Origin of the sequence: Micromonospora fluostatini, assembly GCF_050410825.1 — a bacterium.
In the GTDB taxonomy this organism is placed as follows: Bacteria; Actinomycetota; Actinomycetes; order Mycobacteriales; family Micromonosporaceae; genus Micromonospora; species Micromonospora rosaria.
In genome coordinates this window covers 3,009,101-3,033,647 of sequence record NZ_CP191251.1, presented here as the reverse complement: position 1 = coordinate 3,033,647, position 24,547 = coordinate 3,009,101, and the positions used below count along the sequence as shown (strand labels likewise).

Genomic DNA, 24,547 nt, shown 5'->3' with positions numbered 1-24,547 from the left:
CTCATGGATGTTGCACCCGTGCTGTGCGGCGACTTCACCCTGGACCGCCGGGCAGCGGAGAGCTACCTGCGACGGAAGGACGGGCAGCTGGCGGCGCTTCCGCGCCGGCCTGACCGGACCGCGCACGAGCAGGCCCGGGCCGAGGCGGTGCACGCCGACGCCCGCCGGTTCCGGTCCGAGTTCCTCGGCCTGCACGCCGAGTCGGTGTACGACGACCTGACCGCCCGCCGCACCACGACGCCCCGCCTCGGTGAGCTCGCCCACCGGGCGGGGGTCGCCTTTCCCGGGCTGGCGCCGACCGCCGCGCAGATGGCCGAGGAGGCCGGCCGGCCGCAGGCCGCCAAGGAGGGGCGCGAGATCGACCAGGGGATCCTCTTCCACGCGCTGCTGTCCGCGCCGGTCGCGGGGGCGCACCTGGTCGAGGCGATGTTGCGGCCCACCGCGCGGGCGGTGGGACTGCGGGAGCGCTACGAGAGGACGGGCCGGGTCGAGCTCGACGCGGCCCGGGTGGAGCGGCGGGGCTCCGCCGGGCACGTGACGATCACGAACGTCGGCTGCCTCAACGCCGAGGACAACCTGCACGTGGCCGACGTGGAGACGGCCGTCGACCTGGTGCTGCTGGATCCGGCGACCCGGGTGGGCGTGCTACGGGGCGGCCCGATGACCCATCCCCGCTACGCCGGCCGGCGGGTCTTCAGCGCCGGGATCAACCTCAAGCACCTGCGCTCGGGCGAGATCTCGTTCATCGACTTCCTGCTGCGCCGCGAGCTCGGGTACCTGAGCAAGATCGTACGCGGGGTCGCCGGTGTACGGCCCCGGACGGTGCAGAAGCCCTGGTTGGCGGTGGTCGACACGTTCGCCATCGGGGGCGGCGCCCAGATCCTGTTAACCTGTGACCGAGTGATCGCCGTCCGTGATTCCTGGATCAGCCTGCCCGCCGCCCGGGAGGGCATCGTGCCCGGCGTGGCCAACCTCCGGCTGACCCGCTTCGTGGGCTCCCGGGCGGCCCGCCGCCTGATCCTCGGTGGGGCGCGGATCCGGGCCGGTGAGCCCGAGGGTGGTTTCTTCTTCGACGACGTGGTCGACGAGCCGGCGGTGGACGCCGCGATCGACGCCGCCGTCGCGGACCTCGCCACCCCGGCCGTGGCCACCAACCGCCGGATGCTCAACCTCGCCGAGGAGCCCGTCGACGGCTTCCGTCACTACCTCGCCGAGTACGCCCTGGAGCAGGCGGTGCGCGCCTACAGCCCCGACGTCCTCGACAAGGTGGCCGCATTCCACTGACCGGTGCCCCAGGGGCAGCATCTGCCCCATCTCGGGGCAAACATCGACAAACTTCTTGCCGGCGCGCTGATTCCGCCGCAATGATTGGTGGCAGCGAGCGAGACGCTCCCGGCTGTGATCGAGGCTCGAGCACGGGCGCTCGACTGGGGGGAAGGCTAGGTCGTGACCCAATCCATCGTGGCCTGTGAGACGTGCAGGAAGCAGATCGACCGATCGAGCTCCGTCGCATCGAGCACCTCGGCCCGGTACTGCTCGAACGCCTGCCGGCAGCGCGCCTACCGGCTGCGCCGCAAGGTCGGCGGTGCCACGGTCGCCGGCTCCGGCCCACGGTCGACGCACCTGAGCAGTTTCGTCGGCCGCGTCGACGAGCTGGTCGAGTTGCGCAGGCTGCTGCGGACCACCCGGATGCTGACCCTGACCGGTCCGGCGGGGGTGGGCAAGTCCCGGCTGGCGGTGGAGCTCGCCGACCAGGAGCGCCGGGGCAGCCGCTGCGACGTGGTCGTCGTCGAGCTGGGTGACCTCCGCGCACCGGCCGACATCGCGGAGCGGATCGCCGAGGCGATGGGGGTCGCCGTCGACGAGGCGGAGCCGGGCCCGCCCGAGCCCGGCCCGGACACCCGGGACCGGCTGCTGGTGCTCAACGACTGCGAGCACGTGCTGGACGCGTGCGCGCCGATGCTGACCACACTGCTCGTGCGGCTGCCGGTCCTGCGCGTGGTGGCCACGACCCGGGAGGCGTTCCGGCTGCCCGGGGAGCTGGTCTGCCCGGTGCCGCCACTGAGCCTGCCCGACCCGGAGGCGGGCGGCGCGGCCACCCTCGATCCCCGGTCCGACGCGGTCCGGCTCTTCGTCGACCGGGCCCGCGCGGTCACCTGCGGGTTCGAGCTGACCGAGGAGAACGCCGCCCACGTCACCAGCATCTGCGCCCGGCTCGACGGTCTGCCGCTGGCCATCGAGCTGGCGGCCCGGCTCGTCCGGTCCTTCCCGCCCGCCGAGATCCACGCCCGGCTCGACGACCGGCTGGCCCTGCTCACCGCGGGCTGGCGGACGGCCGACAAGCGGCACAGCGGCATGCGCGCGGCGTTCGACTGGGGGTACGAGCTGCTCACCTCGGCGCAGCAGGCGCTGTTCCGCCGTTTGTCGGTGCTGTCCGGGCAGTTCTCGCCGGAGGCGGTCACCGCCGTGGCGGCCGGTCCCGACGTCCCGGCGGCGGCGGTGCCGGAGCTGCTCGCCGACCTGGAGGCCAAGTCGCTGATCGTCTCCTGTGCCGACCGTGAGGGCCGGGCCCGGTTCCGGATGCTGGAGTCGATCCGGGTCTACGCCCGCGAGCTGCTGGTGGTCCGCGACGACGTCCGGGCCATCCAGGAACGCCTGATCGGCTGGCTGGCCGCCCTGGCGGCCCCGCTGTGCGACACGGCGGTGGTTCCCGCCGCGGCGCTGGCGGCGATCGTGGCCGAGAGTGACAACTTCGCCGCCGCGCTGGGCATGTTCGTGGACCCGACCGACGAGCGGCAGCTGCTGCTGGCGGCGGCGCTGGCCTGCACCGAGGTCTGGGGTGGACTGCGGACCGACGCCGACCGCTTGCTGCCCGACACGCTGCGCCGGGTCAGCCCCCGGTCCCGGTACCGCAGCGTGGCCGTCGGCGGAGCCGCTGTCCTCGCGGCCCGCAACGACGACGCGGAGACCGCCCTGCGCCTCGCCCACGACGCGGTCCAGGTGGAACGGGACGGCCCCGCCCGGCCCGCGCTGCTGAGCCGGCTGCTGCTGGTGCGGTCGGTGCTGCTGGCCGAGGCCGGTGAGCCCGCGCGGGCGCTCGCCGACCTGAGCGAGTGCCTCGGCATCAGCCGGGCCCGCACCGACGCGCTGATGACCGGCGCCGGGCAGAGCGCTCTCGCGCGGGTCCTGCTGCAGACCGGTGACGTGACACGGGCCGCGGACGTCCTGGCCAACGCCCGACCGTACCTGGAGGGTGCCGGCGTGCCCCGGTGGCTGCGCGAACACCTGCACACCACCGCCGGCCTGATCGCGCTGGAGGACGGTCAGCTCGGCGCCGCGCAGGCCGCCTTCACCAGCTCGTTGCAGTCCTTCCAGGAACGGTCCGTCGACGCGGGCGTGACCATCGAGGGGCTGGCCGTCGCCGCCGTCCGGTCGGGCCGCTACGAGCTGGGGTTGCACCTGATCGCCGTCGCCCGGCGGCTGGGCGCACCGTACGCTCCGGCGTGGTGGCGCGACCGGGTGGCCGCCGCCACCGCGGAGGCGATCCGGAAGGTGCCCGCCGCCCGGGCGAAGGCCGCCCTCACCTCCGGCCGGGACCTGCCACGGCACCAGGTCTCCACGCGGACGCTCGGACTGCTGAGGTCGTCGGCCGGGAACCCCGCCGGGACCCCGGAGGTGGCCGGTGGCGCGTCGTTGAGCCGCCGGGAGTGGGAGGTGGTCGCCCTGGTCGTGGAGGGACGGACGAACCGGCAGATCGCCGCCCGCCTCTTCCTGTCGGTGCGGACCGTCGAGACCCACCTCAGCCACATCCGGTCAACCCTGGGGCTGCGGTCGCGCAGCCACCTCGCCGCGTGGGGCGCGCAACACCAGTCCTGCGCCGCCGCGGCGGGGCCCGGCCCGTCGCCGTCGTTGCGATCCGCGTGACCGCCGTAACGGTGGCGAATGCAGATGCCCCCGGCCCGCACCGGCCAGCAGTATCGGGCACGGGGCCACCGCACCGGGGGATCCGTCAACGACTGTGAGTGGGGGGCGATGCGCACTCTAACCATCGGCGGCCGCGAGATCTCCGACACGACGGACGCCTATGTGATCGCGGAGATCGGCCACAACCACGAGGGTGATCTCGCCACCGCCGAGACGTTGGTCCGGGCCGCCGCCCGGGCCGGGGCCACCGCTGCGAAGCTCCAGAAACGCGACAATCCCAACCTGTACGTGTCGAGCATGTACGACATGCCCTACCCGGGGGTGAACAGCTACGGCGCGACCTACGGCGAGCACCGGACCGCCCTGGAACTGGGGCTGGAGGAGTACACGCACCTGGCCAAGGTCGCCGCCGCCGTCGGCATCGACTTCATCGCGACCGCGTTCGACGTCGCGAGCGTGGACTTCCTGGCCCAGCTGGGCGTGCCCGCCATCAAGATCGCCTCGGCGGACCTGACCAACACCCCCTTGCTGGCCTACGCCGCGAAGGTCGGCGTGCCGCTGATCGTCAGCACCGGCGCGGCCGACCTGGCCGACGTCGTCCGCGCGGTCGAGACGATCGTGCCGATCAACGCGAACCTCGCCCTGCTGCAGTGCACCGCGATCTACCCGGCCGTACCGGCCGATCTGCACCTGGCCGTGATCACCACGCTGCGGGAGACGTTCCCCGACCTGGTCATCGGATTCTCCGGCCACGACACCGGCACGGCGGCGAGCAGCATCGCCTACGCGCTGGGTGCCCGGGTGGTGGAGAAACACTTCACCCTCGACCGTCGTGGGCCCGGCAGCGACCAGCACTTCTCGCTGGAGCCGCCGGACCTCGAACGCCTGGTGCAGGACCTGCGCGTCACCCGCGAGTCGCTGGGCACGGGGGAGAAGCGCCGGCTGCCGGCAGAGCTGCCCGCGCTGCACAAGATGGGCAAGAAGCTGGTGGCGGCCCGCGACCTGCCGGCCGGGCACCTGCTCACCGGCGCGGACATCGCCATCAAGTCGCCGGGCGACGGGCTGCCGCCCTACCTGCTGGGCGACCTCGTCGGGCGCCGGGTGCGCGCCCCGATGGCCGCCGACGAGAGCTTCCGGTCCGACTCGACCCGCTGAACGGAGCCGTGCCATGCACATCGACCTCACCGGCGAGGTCGCGGTCGTCACCGGCGTCCTCGGCCGGCTCGGGCCGGTCTGGGCGCGGGCGCTGCTCGACGCCGGCGCCCGGGTGGTCGGGCTGGACCTGGCCGAGACCGCCTCCCGGCGGCTCGAGGAGGCGCTGGCGGGCGGGGACCGCGAGCGGTTCACCCTGGTCGGCGCCGACATCACCGACCGTGGCGCGCTCGACCGGGCGCTGCGGCGGTGCGTGTCGGTGGCGGGACCACCGACGATCCTGGTCAACAACGCGGGCATCGACCAGCCGCCGTCGGCCGACGGGCAGAGCCGGCTCTTCGGTGACCTGCCCGACGCGCCCAGCGCCGAGGTGCTGGAGGTCAACGCGCTCGGGACCCTGCGGGTCTGCCAGGTTTTCGGGTCGCACATGGCGAGCCGTGGCAGGGGGTCGATCGTCAACATCGGCTCGCTCTACGGGGGGCTGGCCCCCGACCCCCGGCTCTACGCGCACCTGCCGATGGACCCACCGTTCCTCAAACCGCCCGCCTACGGGATGTCCAAGGCGGGGGTGGCGGCGCTGAGCCGCTACCTGGCCGCCCTGTGGGGGCCGCACGGCGTACGGGTCAACACCCTGTCGCCCGGTGGGGTCCTCGGTGAGCAGGACGAGGTCTTCCGGGAGCGGTTCAGCGCCCGGACACCGCTGGGCCGGATGGCCCTGCGGGGCGACCTCACCGGCCCGCTGCTGTTCCTGGCATCGGGCATGAGCGCCTACGTGACCGGCACCGAGCTGCTCGTCGACGGCGGATTCAGCTGCTGGTGACCGGCGACCGGGAGGAGTTGCCGATGGGACCGTACCCGGGCTGGTTGCCCACCTCCGAGTTCACCCGCGTGCTCGCCGGAATCGACGGGACCGGTGACCGGTGCGCCGCCTTCGCCGCGATGTGCCGGGTGAACACCCTCTACGCGGTGATGCGCGCGGGCTCCGGCCACCTGGGGTCGAGCTTCAGCGCGGCCGACGTCGTCAGCAGGCTCCTGCTGGCCGAGCTGCGCCGGCCGTTCACCGCCGACGGCGACCTGTACTTCTCCTCCAAGGGCCACGACGTCCCCGGTCTCTACGCCGCCATGATCGGACTCGGCGTCCTCGACGAGGGCCTGCTGCACCGGCTGCGCCGCCTCGGTGGGCTGCCCGGGCACCCCGACGTGCACACCCCGTGGATGCCGTTCAACACCGGGTCGTTGGGCATGGGCGTGTCGAAGGCGAAGGGGCTGATCCTGGGCGACCGGATCCGGGGCCGGTCCCGGCGGGTCTTCGTGCTCACCGGCGACGGCGAGCTGCAGGAGGGCCAGAACTGGGAGGCCCTCGCGGGCGCGGCCCACGCCGGCCTGCACGAGCTCACCGTGCTGGTCGACCACAACACGTTGCAGTCCGACACCTGGGTCCGGGACGTCTCGGACCTCGGTGACCTGGTCGCCAAGTTCCGGGCCTTCGGCTGGGGGGTGCTGCGCTGCGACGGCAACGACAGCGCCGAGGTCGGCGGCGCGCTGCGGGAACGGGCCGCGCGGTTCGGCGCCGGGCCCGCCGTGATCATCGCCGACACGGTCAAGGGCGCGGGGTGCGAGCTCCTCGCCGCGACCTCGATGCCCGAGGGCGAGTGGCGGTACCGCTACCACAGCGGAGCCCCGGCCCTGTCGGAGTACCTGATCGCCCACGAGCAGCTCGTCACCGCGGCCGACGAGGTGCTCGCGCGGCACGGCCTGGATCCGCTCCGGCCGGCCGGCACCGACCTGCCACGGCGTGCGGCGGGCACCGCCCCACGCCTGCCCCAGGTGTACGGCGAGGCACTCACCGCGCTCGCCGCGACCGACGAGCGCGTCGTCGCCCTGGACGCCGACCTGCTCCTGGACACCGGCCTGGGCCCGTTCGCCGAGGCCTTCCCGCAGCGGCTCGTCGAATGCGGCATCGCCGAGCAGGACATGGTGTCGATGGCGGGCGGGCTCGCCGCCGCCGGTCTGCTCCCCTTCGTGCACTCGTTCTCCTGCTTCCTGCACGCGCGGCCGAACGAGCACATCTACAACAACGCCACCGAGGGCCGCCGGATCGTCTACGTGGGGTCACTCGCCGGGGTGCTGCCCGCCGGTCCGGGCCACTCACACCAGGCGGTACGCGACGTGTCAGCCGTCGGCGCCGTACCGGGCCTGCTGGTGCTCGCCCCCGCCGGACCCGCGCAGGTGCGCGCCGCCGTCGGGTTCTGCGCGACCGCCGAGCAGAGCGTCTACCTGCGGCTGGAAAGTACGCCCGTCCCCCCGGAGGTCGCCGCGCTGCGCCACCCGCTGCCGGCACCGGGCCACGGTGCCGTGCTGCGCCCCGGCGGCCGGACCGTCGCGCTCGGCGCCGGCCCGCTCGTGCTCGGCCAGCTGCTGCGCGCCGCCGACGTGCTGGCGGCGGAGGGCGTCGACCTCACCGTCGTCGACCTGCCCTGGCTGAACACGGTCGATCCGGGCTGGCTGGGCCGGCTGGCCGGGGCGGCCGACCGGATCCTGGTGGTGGAGAACCACCTCGGGCACGGCGGCCACGCGGACACCGTGGGCCGTGCCCTGCTCGAACTCGACCTCCCAACGCCGCCGCGGCTGCGGGGCCTGGGCGTCAACGGGGTGCCGGTCTGCGGCACCGACGACGAGGCGCTGCACGCGCACGGGCTGCACGCCGAGCAGCTCGCCGCGGTGGTCCGGGCCTGGCCGTCGTCCCCGGCTCCCGATCGGCATCCGTCCCGTCCCACCAGAAGGAGCTGAGCAGTGCACACCGCGCGCCACGAACTCATCCGTCCCCCGGCCGCGCACGTCGACGGTTTCCGGCGGGTGCTGGCGGAGTACAGCCCGAGCTGCCTGGTCGTCGACGCCCGCGCCCGCGACGGCGGCATCGGCGGGCTGACCCCCGTCACCGACACCCACCGGATCGCCGGGCCCGCGTTGACCGTGAACCTGTCGATCGACGACCTGGTGGACTGCATGCCGGTGCTGGCCCTGGCCCAGCCGGGCGACGTCGTGGTGCTGGCCGCCCGGCAGTCGCGGACGACCGCGATGTGGGGGGCCCTGATGTCCACGCTCTCGCAGAAGGCGGGGGTCGCGGGCAGCATCGTCGACGGCGCCATCCGCGACGTCGACGAGATCCGCGACCTCGGCTTCCCGGTCTGGTACCGGTCGACGGTGCCCCGGGCCTCGCCGTCGGCGGTGCACGGGCGCACCGAGCCGGTGCAGGTCAACGTGCCGGTCGTGGTCGGCGGCGAGGTGATCCACCCGGGGGACATCGTCGTCGCCGACGTCAACGGGGTGGCGGTGGTCCCGGCGGGCGACGCGGAGGCGGTGCTGGAGGCGACCCACGCCCAGATCGACAAGGAACGCATCGTCCGCGAGAAGATCGCCTCCGGCATGTCGCTGCCCGAGCTGCTGGCCGAGTTCGGGCACCTGTGACCACGGTGGAGGGTCACCGACCCGGCGGGGCGCTGGGTTCCTTCGCGGACCCCTCGGCGGCGCCCGCGACCTGGATCTGGCGCGACGGGGCGCTGGTGCCGTGGCGGGAGGCGACCGTGCACGTCACCTCCGTCGGGCACGCCTCGGTCGCGGCCGTCTTCGAGGGGATCAAGGCGTACCGCGCCGTGGACGGGGACCGGTTGCTGGTGTTCCGCCTCGACGACCATCTCGAGCGGTTGTACGAGTCGGCGCGGTTGTGCCGCACCGTCATCCCGTTCCCGCCGGACGAGTTGCGCACGGCGGTGCTGGAGACGCTGCGGGCCAACGGGTACCGCGACGACACGTACGTCCGGCCGTGGGCCTTCCCGCGCGGCCTGATCCGGGAGCAGATGGTGCCGGCCGGGGTGGAGTGCGAGGTCGTCATCGACACCTGGCCGTTCACCAGCCACCTCTTCCGGGAGCGGGCCTGCCGGGCCGGGGTGAGCACCTGGACGAGACCGGGTGACTCCCAGCTGCCGGCCCGGGTGAAGGCCTTCTCCAACTACCACAACGGGCGGCTCGCGGTGATGGAGGCCCGGGTCAACGGGCACGACTGGCCGGTGCTGCTCAACGACCGGGGCCAGGTGTCCGAGGGAGCCGGCGCCTGCATCGCGCTGGTCCGCCGGGGAACCGTCGTCACCCCCTCGCTGACCAGCGCGTTGCTCGCCGGCATCACCCGGTCGACGGTGCTGGACCTGCTGCGCGACCTCGGGGTCCCGGTCGAGGAGCGGGAGGTGGACCGCACCGAACTGGCCCTGGCCGACGAGGTGTTCTTCGTGGGGACCGGGTGGGAGGTGCTGCCGGTCGGGACGATCGACGGGCTCGTCGTCGGCGACGGTGGCACCGGGCCGGTGACGGCCCGGCTGGAACGCGCCTACGCGGACACCGTCCGGGGTGTGCTGCCCGCCCGGCCGGGCTGGCTCACGGAGGTGCCCCGGTGACGGGGGTGGGACGTCCGTGCGGGTCGTGACGGTGCGGGAGCACGGCGGCAGCGAGGTGCTCCGGGCGGAGATCCGACCCGATCCGGTGCCGGGCCCGGGTGAGGTGGCGGTCGCGGTGCGGGCGTGCGGCGTCAACTTCCACGACGTGTACGTGCGGTCGGGGCTCTACCCGAGGCCGCTGCCGGTCGTGCCCGGTCTCGACGGCGCGGGAGTCGTCGAGGCCGTCGGCACCGGGGTCACCGAGGTCGGCGCGGGTGACCGGGTGGCCTGGGTCGACGGCACCGGCGGCAGCTACGCCGAGCGGGTGGTGCTGCCCGCCGCCCGGACGGTGCCCGTACCGGACGGGGTGTCCTTCGAGCAGGCGGCCGGTGTCGCCCTGCAGGGCATGACCGCGCACTACCTGACGCACGACACCTACCGGATCGAGCGGGGCGACACCGTCGTCGTGCACGCCGCGGCGGGGGGTGTGGGGCTGCTCCTGGTGCAGTTGGCCAAGCTGCGGGGCGCGACGGTCGTCGCGGTGGCGTCCGTACCGGACAAGATGCGGCTCGCCGCGGCGGCCGGGGCCGACCACGTGCTGCACCCGAGCGAGGATCTGGCCGGACGGGTGCGGGGGCTCACCGCGGGTGCGGGGGCGGCGGCCGTCTACGACGGGGTCGGCCGGGCCACCTTCGACGCGAGCCTCGCCAGCCTGCGTCCCCGGGGCACGCTGGCGCTCTTCGGCCAGTCCAGCGGGTTCGTCGCGCCGGTGGCGCCGCAGCGGCTCAACGAGGCCGGTTCGGTCTACCTGACCCGGCCCAACCTCGTGCACTACACCGCCGATCGGGCCGAGCTGCTCGGCCGGGCGGGGCAGGTGCTGCGGTGGCTCGCCGACGGGGTCATCGACCTGCGGATCGGTGGCCGGTACGCCCTCGGGGCGGCGGCGACCGCGCACGCCGCGCTGGAGTCGCGGCGGACGAGCGGGAAGCTGCTGCTGATCCCGTGACCCGCCGGTGCGGCGTCACGGCGTAACGGCGGGATTCGACGTTGTTCGCCCCGGGCGGTGACGCGAAGCATCACAGACAGGTCAGGGCCCCGGACATCGGACACTACGCCAGGAGTGCATCGCGTGACTGTTGCTCGTGATCGAACCCTTCGGCTGACCGATGCGCAGGAGGGCATGTGGTTCGTCCACCGGCTCCGCCGGGACGGCGTCGAGTACTGGCGCGGTGAGGTCGTCGAGATCCACGGGCCGGTCGACGTCCCGCTGTTCCGCCGGGCCGCCGCGCTGCTGGTCGCCGAGGACGAGACGACCCGGCTGCGGATCGTCGAGACCCCGGACGGTCCCCGGCAGTTCCTCGGTGCCGCCGCCCCGGTGCGGACCCTCGACGTCAGCGGCGAGGCCGACCCGTGGCAGGCCGTCCTGCGGCACACCCGCGACGAGGCCGGCCGGCCTGCGGACCTGGCGGCCGGCCCCAACGTCACGACGACCCTCTTCCAGGCCGGCGGCGACCGCTTCTCCTGGGCCAGGGTGGTGCACCGCTGCGTGCAGGACGGCCACGGCGCCCTGGTCACCGCACGCCGGATGGCCGCGCTCTACACCGCCCTGGTCACCGGCGGCGACCCCGGCGCCCCGCTGCCCGGTATCCGCGCCCTGCTCGGCGCGCAGGAGGTCTACCACCGCAGCGCCCGGTTCGGGGAGGACCGGCGCTACTGGCGCGAGCAACTCGCTGGCGTCGCGGAGCCGGTCACCCTCGCCGGCCGGATGGCCTCGGCCGGTGGCGTACCCCTGCGGCACGTCCGGGAGCTGTCGGTCGCGCACACGGACCGGCTGTTCGAGGGCGCCCGCCGGCACGGCGTACGGTGGTCCGCCGTCGTGCTCGCGGCGACCGCCCTCTACCTGGCGCGCCGCACCGGCGCCCGGGAGGTCGTGCTCGGCGTGCCGGTGGCGGTCCGGTACGGCGACGAGGTGGCGGCCACCCCCGGCGCGGTCTCGACCGTGCTGCCGGTCCGGCTCACCGTCGACCCCGCAGGGTCCGTCGCCGGGCTGCTGCGGCACACCGGTGACCGGCTCGCCGAGGCGCTGGGCCACCAGCGGTACGGGATCGAGCGGATGAGCCGCGACCGGGGCGCGGCGCACCCCGACCGTCGGCTCTACGGGCCCCTGGTCGACGTGGTGTCGCCCCCGCAGGGGATCGCCTTCGCGGGCGCGCGGGCCACCGTCTCGAGCATCACCGACGGGCCGGTCGACGACGTGTCGTTCGTGGTCCAGGACCGGCGCCGGGTCGGCGCGGGCCTGCGCCTCGACCTCGCGGCGAATCCCGCGCTCTACAGTGGTGCCGCGCTCGCGGCGCACGCCGAGGGGTTCGTGGGCGTGCTGGACCGGTTGGCCGCCGCTGATCCGCAGGCCCCGCAGGCCGCGATCGTCGCGGCGGTCCCGGCCGGGACGCCGCCGGTCGTCGACGCAGGCAACGGCACCGGGCGGCCCGGGGAGGGCCTGCGGCCGGTGGACGGGGCGCGGGAGCGCCCGGCCGGGCCGGCGCCGGGGTCCGGGACCGCCGGCCGTGGCCCGTCCTCGCCGCTGGAGGAGGTGCTGTGCGCGCTCGTCGGCCAGGTGCTCGGTCGGGCGTCGGTCGGCGCGACGGAGAGCTTCTTCGACCTGGGCGGTGACTCGCCGCTGGCGGCGCGGCTGGTGGGCGACGTGCGCTCGGCTCTCGGGGTCGAGGTGCCGTTGCGGGTGGTCTTCGACCACCCGACGGCCGCCGCGCTGGCAGCGTGGGCCGGCGCCGGTGGGCGGGCCCGGCCGAGGATCGTGCCGCTGTCGTTCGCGCAGCGGCGGTTGTGGTTCCTCGGCGAGCTGACCGGGTCGGACGGCCTGTACGACATCCCGAGCGCGGTGCGGCTGGTCGGGGAACTGGACGTGGCGGCGCTGCGGGCCGCCCTGCGGGACGTGGTCGACCGTCACGAGGCGCTGCGCACGGTGTACCCGGTGGTGGCCGGTGAGCCCTACCAGCGGGTCGTCGAGACGCCGCCGGACCCCTTCGACCTGCCGGAGGACCTGCCGCTGCGGGCCTCGTTGACCCGGGCGGGCGACCGGGAGCACGTGCTGGCGCTGACGGTGCGGCACATCGCCGGGGACGGCTGGTCGATGGGGCTGCTGTGGCGGGACCTGTCGACGGCGTACGCGGCGCGGCGGCAGGGGCACGCGCCCGGCTGGGCGCCGCTGCCGGTGCAGTACGTCGACTACACCCTGTGGCAGCGGGAGCTGCTGGGATCCGGGGACCTGTACGCCCGGCAGGTCGCCTACTGGCGCGACGCCCTGGCGGATCTTCCCGAGGAGGTGCCGCTGCCCGTCGACCGGCCCCGCCCGGCGCTGCCGTCGCACCGGGGTGGGCTGGTCCCGATCGACGTGCCGGCCGGCCTGCACGCGAGACTGACCGCGCTGGCCGGATCGCACGGCGTGACGATGTTCATGGTGTTGCACGCGGCGGTCGCCGTGCTGCTGGCCCGGCTCGGCGCGGGCACGGACCTGCCGATCGGCACCCCGGTCGCCGGCCGCACCGATCCCGCCCTCGACGACCTCGTCGGGTCGTTCGTCAACACCCTCGTGCTGCGTACCGACCTCGCCGGCAACCCGTCCTTCGCGGAGGTCCTCGGCCGGGTCCGGGAGGCCGGGCTGGGCGCGTTCGAGCACCAGGACCTGCCGTTCGAGCGGCTCGTCGAGGAGCTGTCGCCGGTACGGTCGCTGGCCCGGCACCCGCTGTTCCAGGTCATGGTGGTGCTCCAGAGCACCCCCGAGGTGCTGCCCGACCTCGCCGGCCTCCGGGTCGAGGCGCTGCCCCCGGGCGACCTGGGGGCCAAGTTCGACCTCAGCTTCCAGTTCGACGAGAAGGTCGGGCTGGGCGGCGGGCTGCTCTACGCGGCCGACCTGTTCGACCGGCACACCGCGGAGGGGATCGTCACCCGGCTCGTGCGGGTGCTGGACGCGGTCAGCGCCGACCCGTCGCGTCCGGTCGGCCGGATCGACCTGCTCGACGGGGCCGAACGCCACGAGCTGCTGGTGCGGCGCAACCGGACGGCCCGTGCGGTGCCCGCCACCACCGTGACCGAGCTCTTCGCCGACCAGGTGACGCGGACCCCCACCGCCGTCGCCGTGACCGACAGCCGGGGCGCGCTGACCTACACCGAGCTGGACGCGCGGGCCAACCAGGTGGCCCGGTTGCTGGTCGACCGGGGCGTCGGCCCGGAGTCCCTGGTGGCGGTGTGGATGGAGCGGGGCAGCGACCTCGTGGCCGCCCTGCTGGGGGTGTTCAAGGCCGGCGGGACGCTGCTGCCGCTGGACCCCGGTCATCCCGAGCAGCGGGTCCTGGACACCATCGCGGACGCCGGACCGGCCGTGGTGTTCAGCGACCGCGTGGTCCCGGGCGGCGTCGGCCCCGCCGACCTGGCGGGACTGGGCACCGGGCCGGTCGGCGACCGGGGTCTGCGCCCGGCGCACGCCGCCTACGTCATCTACACCTCCGGGTCCACCGGCCGGCCCAAGGGTGTCGTCGTCGAGCACCGCAACCTCGCCGCCTACCTGTGCCGGGCCCGGACCGTCTACCCCGGGGTGGACGGCACGGCGCTGGTGCACTCCTCGGTCGCCTTCGACCTCACCGTCACCGCCCTCTACACGCCGCTGGTGTCCGGGGGGACGGTGCACCTGGCGGAGCTGCACGACGACGACGCCCGCACGGCGGGCGCCGACTTCATGAAGGTCACCCCGTCGCACCTGGCCCTGCTCGGCACCCTGCCCGAGCAGGTCTCGCCGCGCCGTGCCCTGCTCGTCGGTGGTGAGGCGCTGACCGGGGAGGCCCTGGCCGGCTGGCGGGAGCGGCACCCGGACGTGCTGGTCGTCAACGCGTACGGCCCGACCGAGCTGACCGTGAACTGCCTCGACCACCGGGTGGAACCCGGCGAGCCGGTCCCGGCCGGACCGGTGCCGATCGGGCTGCCCTTCTGGAACACCCGCGTCTACGTGCTGGACGGGATGCTCCAGCCGGTTCCGCCGGGGGTGCCCGGTGAGCTGTACGTGGCGGGTACCGGGGTGACCCGTGGCTACCGGGGCCGCGCCGGGCTGACCGCGCAGCGGTTCCTCGCCGACCCGTACGCGGTGGGGGAGCGGATGTACCGCACCGGTGACCGGGTGCGGTGGACCGCCGCCGGGGTCCTGGAGTTCGTCGGGCGCGCCGACGAACAGGTGAAGATCCGGGGCTTCCGGATCGAACCCGCCGAGGTCGAGGCCGCCGTCGCGGCCTGCCCGGGGGTGACGCGGGCGGCGGTCGTCGTCCGGGAGGACTCGCCGGGGGACAAACGCCTGGTGGCGTACGTGGTGGGCGGCGGCGCCGAGGTGCGCGCGGAGCTGGCGCGGCGGCTGCCGGACTACCTGGTGCCGTCGGCGGTGGTGGTCCTCGACGCGCTGCCGTTGACGGTCAGCGGGAAGCTGGACCGGCGGGCGCTGCCGGCGCCGGTCCACGAGACGTCCGGGGGCCGCCCGTCGACACCGCGCGAGGAGATCATCTGTGCCGTCTTCGCCGAGGTGCTGGGCCTGCCGTCGGTCGGTGTCACCGACGACTTCTTCCACCTGGGCGGGCACTCGCTGCTGGCGGTGACGCTGGTCGAACGGCTGCGCTCCCGGGACGTGCCGGTCGACGTGCGGACGCTCTTCGAGGCGCCGACGCCGCAACGCCTGGCGGCGGTCGCCGGTGGCCGGGAGGTGGCGGTCGCCGAGGGGTTCGTCCCGCCGGACGCGTCCGAGGTGTTGCCCGCGATGGTTCCCCTGGCCGGGTTGTCCCGGGACGAGCTGGCCACGGTGGTCGCCGGGATCGACGGTGGTGCCGCCGCCGTCGCGGACGTCTACCCCCTGGGACCGTTGCAGGAGGGGCTCTTCTTCCACCACAGACTCGCCGACGCGACCGCGGGCACGACCGACCCGTACGTCGTGCGGCTCGTCCTCGGGTTCGGCTCAGCCGAGGAGGTGGCCGCCTTCATCGCCGCCCTGCAGGTCGTGATCGACCGACACGACATCCTGCGGACCACGCTGGAGTGGGAGGGCATCACCCACCCCGTCCAGGTGGTCCACCGCCGGGCGGTCCTCCCGGTGACCGTGGTCGACGACCTGGCCGGCGTCGACCTGGTGGACGCGGAGCTGCCGCCGCTGGACCTGCGTCGCGCGCCGCTGATGGCCGCCCACGTGCACGGCACCCACGTGCTGCTGCGGATGCACCACCTCACCCAGGACCACACCACCCTGGAGGTGATGCTGACCGAGGCGCGGGCCGTCCTCGACGGCCGCGCCGCCGACCTGCCGGAGCCGCTGCCCTACCGGGCCTTCGTGGCGCAGGCGCTGCTCGGGGTCAGCCGGGAGGAGCACACCGCCTACTTCACCCGGCTGCTCGGGGACGTCACCGAGCCGACGGCACCCTTCGGCGTGCTCGACGTGCACGGCGACGGCCGGGACGTCCGGCACGCCAGGGCGGTGCTCGACGACGGCCTGGCCGCCCGGATGCGGGTGGCGGCCCGGACGCTGGGTGTCACCCCGGCGACGGTGTTCCACGTGGTGTGGTCGCGGGCCCTCGCCGCCATGTCGGGCCGGGGCGACGTCGTGTTCGGCACCGTCCTCTTCGGCCGGATGCAGGCCGGAACGGGCGGCGACCGGGTCCCCGGCCTGTTCATCAACACCGTTCCGGTACGCACCCGGGTCGCCGGAGTCGGCGTCGGTGACGCCGTCCGGGTGATGCGCTCCCAGCTCGCCGAGACCCTCGGGCACGAGCACGCCCCGCTGGGCCTGGCGCAGCGCGCCAGCGGCGTGGCCGCGCCCGCGCCGCTGTTCACCGCGTTGTTCAACTACCGCTACAACGAGACGTTCCTGACCGGCACCGGGGTCGGCTTCGACCTGGTCGCGGTCCGCGAGCGCACGAACTACCCGCTGGACGTGTCGGTCGAGGACCTGGGCACCGGCTTCGGGTTCACCGTGCACGCCGTGCCCCCGATCGACCCGGAGGTCGTCGTCGCCGTCCTGCGCGCCACGACCGCCGCGGTCGTGCGGGCACTCGAGACCGAACCCGGGCGGGACCTCGGCTCGGTCGACGCGCTCGACGGTGACCTGCGCGACGAGCTGCTGTCCCGGCGCAACGACACCGCCCGGGACATCCCCGAGGTGACCATCGCCGAGCTCTTCGCCGAGCAGGTCGCCCGCGCTCCGGACGCCGTCGCGGTCGTCGACGGTGACCGGCGGCTGACCTACGCCGCGCTGGACGCCGACGCGAACCGGCTCGCGTGGCTGCTGCGGGACCGGGGCGTCGTCCCGGACTCGCTGGTCGCCGTGCTGATGCCGCGCAGCGCGGAGCTGGTCGTGGCGCTGCTGGCCGTGCTGAAGGCCGGCGGCGCGTACCTGCCGCTGGATCCCGACCATCCCGAGCAGCACCTGCGGGCCCTGCTCGCGGCGGCCGGGCCGGTGCTGACCCTCACCGGCGCCGACCTGACCGACCTGGCCGACGGTGGCCCCCGGACCTGCCCGCCCGGCACGGCGGTCCCGGACAACCTGGCCCACGTCATGTTCACCTCCGGTTCGACGGGCACGCCCAAGGGCATCGCGATCACCCAGCGGGCGGTGGTGAACTTCGCCCGCGACCGGTGCTGGCCCGCCGGCGACGCGCTGCGGCTGCCGCTGCGGTCACGACAGTCGTTCGACGGGGCGACCCTGGAGATCTGGGTGCCGCTGCTCACCGGCGGGCAGGTCGTGGTCGCGCCGGACGACCGGTTCGACGCGGCCGTGCTGCGCGCGATGGTCGCCGGGCAGGGGGTCTCCGTCGTCAACCTCAACGCCGGCCTGTTCCGGGTCCTCGCCGAGGAGGACCCGACGGCCTTCGTCGGGGTGCGGGAGGTCCTCGTCGGCGGGGACGTCGTCCCGGCCCGTGCGGTGCGCGCCGTCCTCGACACCGTCCCGGGGATCACCGTCCGGCACCTGTACGGTCCGACCGAGGTGACCGTGACGACCAGTCAGCTCGCCTTCACCGATCCCGCCGAGGTCGGTGCGGTCCTGCCGATCGGCCGGCCGCTGGACAACACCCGCGTCCACGTCCTCGACGACCGGCTGCGGCTGGTGCCGCCGGGGGTGACGGGCGAGCTGTACGTGTCCGGGGCGGGGGTGGCCCGGGGCTACCTGGGCCAGGTGGGGCTCACCGCGCAGCGGTTCGTCGCCGACCCGTTCGTCGTGGGCGGGCGGATGTACCGTACCGGCGACGTGGTGCGCTGGTCCCCGGACGGGGTGCTGGAGTTCGTGGGCCGCGCCGACGACCAGGTGAAGATCCGGGGCTTCCGGATCGAGCCGGCCGAGGTGGCGGCGGTCGTCGCCGAGCAGCCCGGGGTCACGCAGGCCGCGGTCGTCGTCCGCGAGGACAGCCCCGGCGAGAAGCGCCTGGTGGCCTACGTGGTGGGCAGCGCCGCCGGGGTACGGGAGCAGGTGGCGCGGCGACTGCCGGAGTACCTGGTCCCGGCCGCCGTGGTGGAGCTCGACGCGCTGCCGCTGTCGGTGAACGGGAAACTGGACCGCTCGGCGTTGCCCGCGCCGGTGTACGCCAGCGCCGACCGGCTGGACCCGTCGTCGCCCCGGGAGGAGCTGCTGTGCGCCGTCTTCGCGGACCTGCTCGGGCTCGCGGCGGTCGGGGTCACGGACAACTTCTTCGACCTGGGCGGTCATTCGTTGCTCGCGATGCGGCTGGTCGCCCGGATCCGGTCGGTGCTCGGTGTCGAGGTGCCGCTGCGGATGGTGTTCGAGTCGCCGACGGTCGCCGCCCTGGCCCGGTGGTCCGCCGGTGGCCAGCCGGCCCGGCCCGGGGTCCGGCCGGTGCCCCGGCCCGCCGTCGTCCCGCTGTCGTTCGCGCAGCGGCGGCTGTGGTTCCTCGGTGAGCTGACGGGACAGCGCGGGCTGTACGAGATCACGGTCGCGGTCCGGGTCACCGGCGACCTGGACGAGCCGGCGCTGCGGGCGGCGCTGCGGGACGTGGTCGGGCGGCACGAGGTGCTGCGGACGGTCTACCCGGCGGTCGCCGGTGAGCCGCGTCAGGTGGTGCTGGAGCCGCCGTCGACCGGGGACCTCCCCGAGGAGTACCCGGTGCGGATGACCGTGGCCCCCGTGTCGGGCGGGGCGCGGCTGGTGACGCTGACGGTGCACCACATCGCGGCGGACGGCTGGTCGATGCGGCCGTTGTGGCGGGACCTGTCGGTGGCGTACGCGGCGCGGCGGGAGGGGAGCGCGCCGGGCTGGTCGCCGTTGCCGGTGCAGTACGTGGACTACACGCTGTGGCAGCGGGACCTGCTGGGGTCGGGTGGTCTGCTGGAGCGGCAGGTGGACCACTGGCGGGGGGTGTTGGCGGGTGCGCCGGAGGAGGTGACGGTGCCGTTCGACCGGCCCCGGCCGGCGGTGGCGTCGTACGCCGGGGGCATGGTGGACATCACGGTCCCGGCGGACCTGCACGCCGGTGTGGTGGCGCTGGCCCGGTCGCGGGGCGTGACGGTCTTCATGGTCCTGCAGGCGGCGGTGGCGGTGCTGGTGTCGCGGCTCGGTGCGGGCGACGACATCGTGCTGGGCACGCCGGTGGCCGGGCGTACCGACGACGCGCTGGACGACCTGGTGGGGCTCTTCGTCAACACGCTGGTCCTGCGGACGGACCTGTCGGGTGATCCGACGTTCGCGCAGGTGCTGGGTCGGGTCCGGGAGGTGGGCCTGGCCGCGTTCGAGCATCAGGACGTGCCGTTCGAGCGGCTCGTGGAGGAGCTGTCGCCGGCCCGGTCGATGGCCCGGCACCCGCTCTTCCAGGTCTTCGTGGCGTTGCAGAACACCGCCGAACCGGTCCTCGAACTCGCCGGTACCAGCGTCGAACGGGTGCCCGCCGGCCCGGTGACCGCCAAGTTCGACCTCGACTTCCAGCTCCTCGAACGTGTCGGCCCCGACGGCGGCGCGGCGGGCCTGACCGGCTGGGCGGTCTACGCCACCGACCTCTTCGACCACTCCACCGTCGTCACGCTGGTCGAGCGGCTCGTCCGTGTCCTGCGCACCGTCACCACGGACCCGACGATCCCGGTCCGCGCGATCGACCTCCTCGACGACGCCGAACGTCACCGGCTGCTGGTCGAGTGGAACGACACCGCCCACCACGTCCCCGCCGGTACCGTGCACGGCCTCTTCGCGGCGCAGGCCGGGCGGACCCCGGACGCGGTCGCCACCGTCGACGCCCGGGGCGCCCTGACCTACGCCGAGCTCGACGCCCGTGCCAACCGTCTCGCGCACCGGCTCGTCGACCGTGGTGTCGGGCCCGACTCGCTGGTCGCCGTGCTGATGCACCGCCGCACCGACCTCGTCGTCACCCTGCTGGCCGTGCTCAAGGCGGGCGGCGCCTACCTGCCCCTCGACGCCAAGGCCCCACCGGCCCGGATGCGGACCGTCCTGGGCAACCACGACGTGGTGACCCTGCTGGCCGACCGGCACTGGGCGGACGTCGCCCGCGACGTCGCCACCGGTGACCTGCTGATCGTCGACGACGACTCCTTCGCCGCCGGGCCGGCGACCGCCCCGGTCACCGCCACCACCGACGGCAACCTCGTGTACGTCATGTTCACCTCCGGCTCGACCGGCGTCCCCAAGGGCATCGCCACCACCCACCGCGACCTCGTCCAGCTCGCCACCGACAGTTGCTGGGACTTCACCGTCCCGGCCCGCAGCCTGCTGGTCTCGCCGTACTCCTTCGACGCCACCGCCTACGAGATCTGGGCGCCGCTGCTGGCCGGCGGCCGGGTGGTGGTCCCGCCGGAGGGGCAGCTCGACACGGCGACCCTGCGGGCCCTGATCGCCGAGCACAAGCTGTCCCACATGCTGCTCACCGCGGGCCTGTTCCGGGTGATCGCCGAGGAGGACCCGGGCGTCTTCGCCGGTGTCCACGAGGTGCTCACCGGCGGTGACGTGGTCTCCGCGCGCGCGGTGCGCCGGGTCCTGGAGACCCTGCCCGGCCTTCGGGTACGCCATCTCTACGGCCCCACCGAGATCACCCTGTGCGGCGTGCAGGTGGAGTTCACCGACCCCGCCCGGGTCGGTTCCGTCCTGCCGATCGGCCGGCCGATGGACAACACCCGGGTGTACGTCCTCGACGACCTGCTGCGGCCCGTCCCGCCGGGCGTCCGGGGCGAGCTGTACGTCGCCGGTGCCGGAGTCGCCCGTGGCTACCTGGACCGTCCGGCGTTGACCTCGGAACGGTTCGTCGCCGACCCGTTCACCGGCGTCGGCGAGCGGATGTACCGCACCGGTGACGTGGCCTACTGGTCGGCCGCCGGGGTGCTGGAGTTCGTGGGCCGGGCCGACGACCAGGTGAAGATCCGGGGCTTCCGGATCGAGCCGGCCGAGGTCGAGGCGGTCGTCGCCGGGCACCCCGGCGTCGACCAGGCGGCGGTGGTCGTCCGCGAGGACGAGCCCGGGGAGAAGCGCCTGGTGGCCTACGTGGTGGGCAGCGGCGTCGGAGTGCGCGAGCACGTGGCGCGGCAGCTGCCGGAGTACATGGTGCCGGCCGCGGTCGTCGTCGTCGACGCGCTCCCGGTGACGGCGAACAACAAGCTCGACCGGGCCGCCCTGCCCGTCCCGGTGTACGAGACCGAGAACCGTGCGCCGTCGACGTTGCGGCAGGAGCTGCTCGGCACGCTCTTCGCCGAGGTGCTCGGGCTCGCGGCGGTCGGGGTCACCGACAACTTCTTCGACCTGGGCGGTCATTCGTTGCTCGCGATGCGGCTGGTCGCCCGGATCCGGTCGGTGCTCGGTGTCGAGGTGCCGCTGCGGGTGGTGTTCGAGTCGCCGTCGGTCGCGGGCCTGGCCGAGTGGGCCTCCGGCGGGGAGGAGGTCCGGCCCCGGGTCCGGCCGGTGGCCCGCCCCGACCGGGTGCCGTTGTCGTACGCGCAGCTGCGGCTGTGGCTGCTCAACCAGATCGACGGGGGCAGCGCCTACAACAGTTCGTTCGTGTTGCGGCTGACCGGCGACCTGGACGTCGCGGCGTTGCGGGCGGCCCTGCGCGACGTGGTCGGCCGGCACGAGGTGCTGCGGACCGTGTTCCCCGCCGTGCACGGCGAGCCCCACCAGGCGGTGCTCGACGACCCGCCGGCCGCGCTGACCGAGATCGGGGCCGAGGAGATCGCGGCGGCGGCGGAGCATGCGTTCGACCTGGCCACGGAGGCCCCGCTGCGGGCGTCGCTCGCCGTGACCGGCGAGCGGGAGCACGTGCTGGTGCTGGCGATGCACCACATCGCGGGGGACGGCTGGTCGATGGGTCCGCTGTGGCGGGACCTCTCCACGGCCTACCGGGCCCGGCGGCAGGGGAACGCGCCGGGCTGGTCGCCGTTGCCGGTGCAGTACGTGGACTACACGCTGTGGCAGCGGGACCTGTTGGACTCGGGTGGTCTGCTGCAGCGGCAGGTGGACCACTGGCGGGGGGTGTTGGCGGGTGCGCCGCAGGAGCTGACGCTGCCGTTCGACCGGCCCCGGCCCGCCGTGGCGTCGTACGCCGGTGGGGTGACCGCCGTGGAGATTCCCGCGGACCTGCACGCGGCGCTGGCCGGGCTGGCCAGGTCGCAGGGCGTGACGATGTTCATGGTCCTGCAGGCGGCGGTGGCGGTGCTGCTGTCCCGGCTCGGTGCGGGCGACGACATCGTGCTGGGCACGCCGGTGGCCGGGCGTACCGACGACGCGCTGGACGACCTGGTCGGCTTCTTCGTCAACACGCTGGTCCTGCGGACCGACCTGTCGGGTGATCCGACGTTCGCGCAGGTGCTGGGTCGGGTCCGGGAGGTGGGCCTGGCCGCGTTCGAGCATCAGGACGTGCCGTTCGAGCGGCTCGTGGAGGAGCTGTCGCCGGCCCGGTCGATGGCCCGGCACCCGCTCTTCCAGGTCGTCCTCGCCCTGCACAACAACGCCGAACCGGTCCTCGACCTGCCGGGGCTGCGGATCGACCCCCTCACCCCCGGCACCCGCTCCGCGAAACTGGACCTCAACGTCCAGCTCACCGAACGCTTCGACCAGGACGGTGCACCCGCCGGCCTGACCGGCGGGATCGTCTACGCCGCCGAACTGTTCGACGCCTCCACGGTGGACATGATCGTCGCCGGCCTGCTGCGCGTGCTGCGGACGGTCGTCGCCGATCCGGACCGGCACGCCGGCCGGATCGACCTGCTCGACGACGCCCAGCGGAACCGGCTTCTCGACCGTGGACGCGGCCCCACCCGCGACGTCCCGCCGGCCACCGTGCCGGAGCTGTTCGGCGGTCAGGCCCGGCGCACCCCGGCCGCCGTCGCCGTCGTCCAGGGTCAGGAGCAGCTCACCTACGACGAACTCGACCGCCGCGCCAACCGTTTCGCGCACCTGCTCGCCGACTGCGGCGTCGGCCTCGACGACCTCGTCGCCCTGGTCCTGCCCCGGTCGATCGACCTCGTCGTCGCCGTCCTCGGGGCGATGAAGGCCGGCGCCGCCTACGTACCCGTCGATCCGGGCTATCCGGCCGAGCGGATCGACCGGCTGCTCACCGGCCTGAAACCCGCCATGGTCGTCGACGACCGCCGGACCGTCACCCGCACCGGCGAGTACCCGGACACCGCGCCGGCGGTGGGGCCGCTGCCGGAGCACGCCGCCTACGTCATCTTCACCTCCGGCTCGACCGGCGCGCCCAAGGGTGTCGTGGTCAGCCACCGCGGCATCGCCGACCTGGTCGCGGCCCAGGTCGACCATCTCGGCATCGACGGCGGCAGCCGGGTCGCGCAGGTCTTCTCGCCCAGCTTCGACGCGTCGGTGTGGGAGCTGTGCGGCGCGCTGCTCACCGGCGCGACCCTGGTCCTCGGGCCGCCCGACAGCCCGTACGAGGTGCTGACGGACGAGGCGGCCGGGATCACCCACGCGACCGTCACCCCGTCGGCGCTGGCCGCCCTGCCCGCCGACACGGTGCGGGTGCCCACGCTCGTCGTCGCGGGCGAGGCCTGCCCCGCCGAGCTGGTCGCCGCCCGGTCGCCGGGCCGGCGGATGATCAACGCCTACGGCCCCACCGAGACCACCGTCTGCGCGACCATCAGCGACCCGCTGCACGGCGACGGGCCGGTGCCGATCGGCCGGCCGATCACCGGTACGCGCGTCTACGTGCTGGACGACCGGCTGCGGCTCGTCCCGCCCGGGGTCGCCGGTGAACTGTACGTCTCGGGGGCGGGTCTGGCCCGTGGTTACCTGGGCCAGGCGGCGCTGACCACGCTCCGGTTCGTCGCGGACCCGTACACGCCGGGCGGCCGGATGTACCGCACCGGGGACGTGGTGCGGTGGACGCCCGGCGAGGTTCTCGAATTCGTCGGGCGCTCCGACGACCAGGTCAAGATCCGCGGGTTCCGGGTCGAGCCGGCCGAGGTCGAGGCCGTCGTCGCCGAGCACGTCGGCGTCACGCGGGCGGCGGTGGTCGCGCGGGAGGACGCGGCGGCGGGCACGCGCCTGGTGGCGTACGTGGTCGGCAGCGCGGCCGGGGTACGGGACTTCGTGGCGCGGCGGCTGCCGGACCACATGGTGCCGTCGGCCGTGGTGGAGCTGGACGCCTTCCCGTTGACGGCGAACGGGAAGATCGACCGGGAGGCGCTCCCCGCGCCCGGCTTCACGGCCACCGGCCGGGGGCCGTCGTCACCGCGCGAGGAGGCCCTCTGCGCGATCTTCGCCGAGGTCCTGGGCCTGCCCGCCGTCGGCGTCGAGGACAGCTTCTTCGACCTGGGCGGCCACTCGTTGCTGGCGATGCGGGTGGCCAGCAGGGTCCGCGCGACGCTGGGCGTGGAGATGCCCATCCGGACGCTGTTCCAGAGCCCGACCGTCGAGCGGCTGGCGGCCGACCTCGGCTCGGCTCCCCGCGCCCGGCCCGCGCTGCGGCGGATGCGCCGTCCGGAGGAGGCGTCGTGATCCGGCTGTGGGTCGCGGGGACGTGCCCGGGGTTCCGCCACCGGCTCGGCGG

At 74.5% G+C, this 24,547-nt stretch carries 9 protein-coding genes; all 9 read left to right on the top strand.

Features of this window, described 5'->3' with window-relative positions; all coding sequences use genetic code 11:
- The first annotated feature begins 3 nt into the window (after positions 1-3).
- The 9 genes from dpgC to ACQUFX_RS12740 all read left to right on the top strand — a co-directional run bounded on the left by dpgC (position 4) and on the right by ACQUFX_RS12740 (position 24,495).
- Positions 4-1,284 (top strand): (3,5-dihydroxyphenyl)acetyl-CoA 1,2-dioxygenase DpgC, encoded by a 1,281-nt coding sequence (gene dpgC / locus ACQUFX_RS12780; protein ID WP_428966242.1) that lies wholly within the window; start codon positions 4-6, stop codon positions 1,282-1,284.
- 162 nt (positions 1,285-1,446) lie between these two features.
- Complete coding sequence (locus ACQUFX_RS12775) at positions 1,447-3,924, top strand: ATP-binding protein (protein ID WP_428966241.1); 2,478 nt, start codon at positions 1,447-1,449, stop codon at positions 3,922-3,924.
- Positions 3,925-4,032: 108 nt separating this feature from the next.
- Positions 4,033-5,079 carry an N-acetylneuraminate synthase family protein gene (locus ACQUFX_RS12770; RefSeq protein WP_428966240.1) on the top strand — a complete coding sequence of 349 codons (1,047 nt, stop codon included), beginning with the start codon at positions 4,033-4,035 and terminating at the stop codon, positions 5,077-5,079.
- A gap of 13 nt (positions 5,080-5,092) precedes the next feature.
- Positions 5,093-5,896 carry an SDR family oxidoreductase gene (locus tag ACQUFX_RS12765; RefSeq protein WP_428966239.1) on the top strand — a complete coding sequence of 268 codons (804 nt, stop codon included), beginning with the start codon at positions 5,093-5,095 and terminating at the stop codon, positions 5,894-5,896.
- A gap of 23 nt (positions 5,897-5,919) precedes the next feature.
- On the top strand, positions 5,920-7,866 hold the full coding sequence (locus ACQUFX_RS12760; protein WP_428966238.1) for a transketolase C-terminal domain-containing protein: 1,947 nt from the start codon (positions 5,920-5,922) through the stop codon (positions 7,864-7,866).
- Positions 7,867-7,869: 3 nt separating this feature from the next.
- Positions 7,870-8,544 carry an RraA family protein gene (locus ACQUFX_RS12755; RefSeq protein ID WP_428966237.1) on the top strand — a complete coding sequence of 225 codons (675 nt, stop codon included), beginning with the start codon at positions 7,870-7,872 and terminating at the stop codon, positions 8,542-8,544.
- Positions 8,541-9,524 carry a branched-chain-amino-acid transaminase gene (gene ilvE / locus ACQUFX_RS12750; protein ID WP_428966236.1) on the top strand — a complete coding sequence of 328 codons (984 nt, stop codon included), beginning with the start codon at positions 8,541-8,543 and terminating at the stop codon, positions 9,522-9,524. Before ACQUFX_RS12755 ends, ilvE begins: the two co-directional genes overlap by 4 nt.
- A gap of 16 nt (positions 9,525-9,540) precedes the next feature.
- Positions 9,541-10,509 carry a quinone oxidoreductase family protein gene (locus ACQUFX_RS12745; RefSeq protein ID WP_428966235.1) on the top strand — a complete coding sequence of 323 codons (969 nt, stop codon included), beginning with the start codon at positions 9,541-9,543 and terminating at the stop codon, positions 10,507-10,509.
- 57 nt (positions 10,510-10,566) lie between these two features.
- Complete coding sequence (locus tag ACQUFX_RS12740) at positions 10,567-24,495, top strand: amino acid adenylation domain-containing protein (protein ID WP_428966234.1); 13,929 nt, start codon at positions 10,567-10,569, stop codon at positions 24,493-24,495.
- Positions 24,496-24,547 lie beyond the last annotated feature (52 nt).

What these genes read in the sequence shown, in the direction of transcription:
- dpgC (WP_428966242.1), top strand. Translation starts at nt 4, where the DNA reads ATGGATGTTGCACCCGTGCTGTGCGGCGACTTCACCCTGGACCGCCGG.
- ACQUFX_RS12770 (WP_428966240.1), top strand. Translation starts at nt 4,033, where the DNA reads ATGCGCACTCTAACCATCGGCGGCCGCGAGATCTCCGACACGACGGAC.
- ACQUFX_RS12765 (WP_428966239.1), top strand. Translation starts at nt 5,093, where the DNA reads ATGCACATCGACCTCACCGGCGAGGTCGCGGTCGTCACCGGCGTCCTC.
- ACQUFX_RS12760 (WP_428966238.1), top strand. Translation starts at nt 5,920, where the DNA reads ATGGGACCGTACCCGGGCTGGTTGCCCACCTCCGAGTTCACCCGCGTG.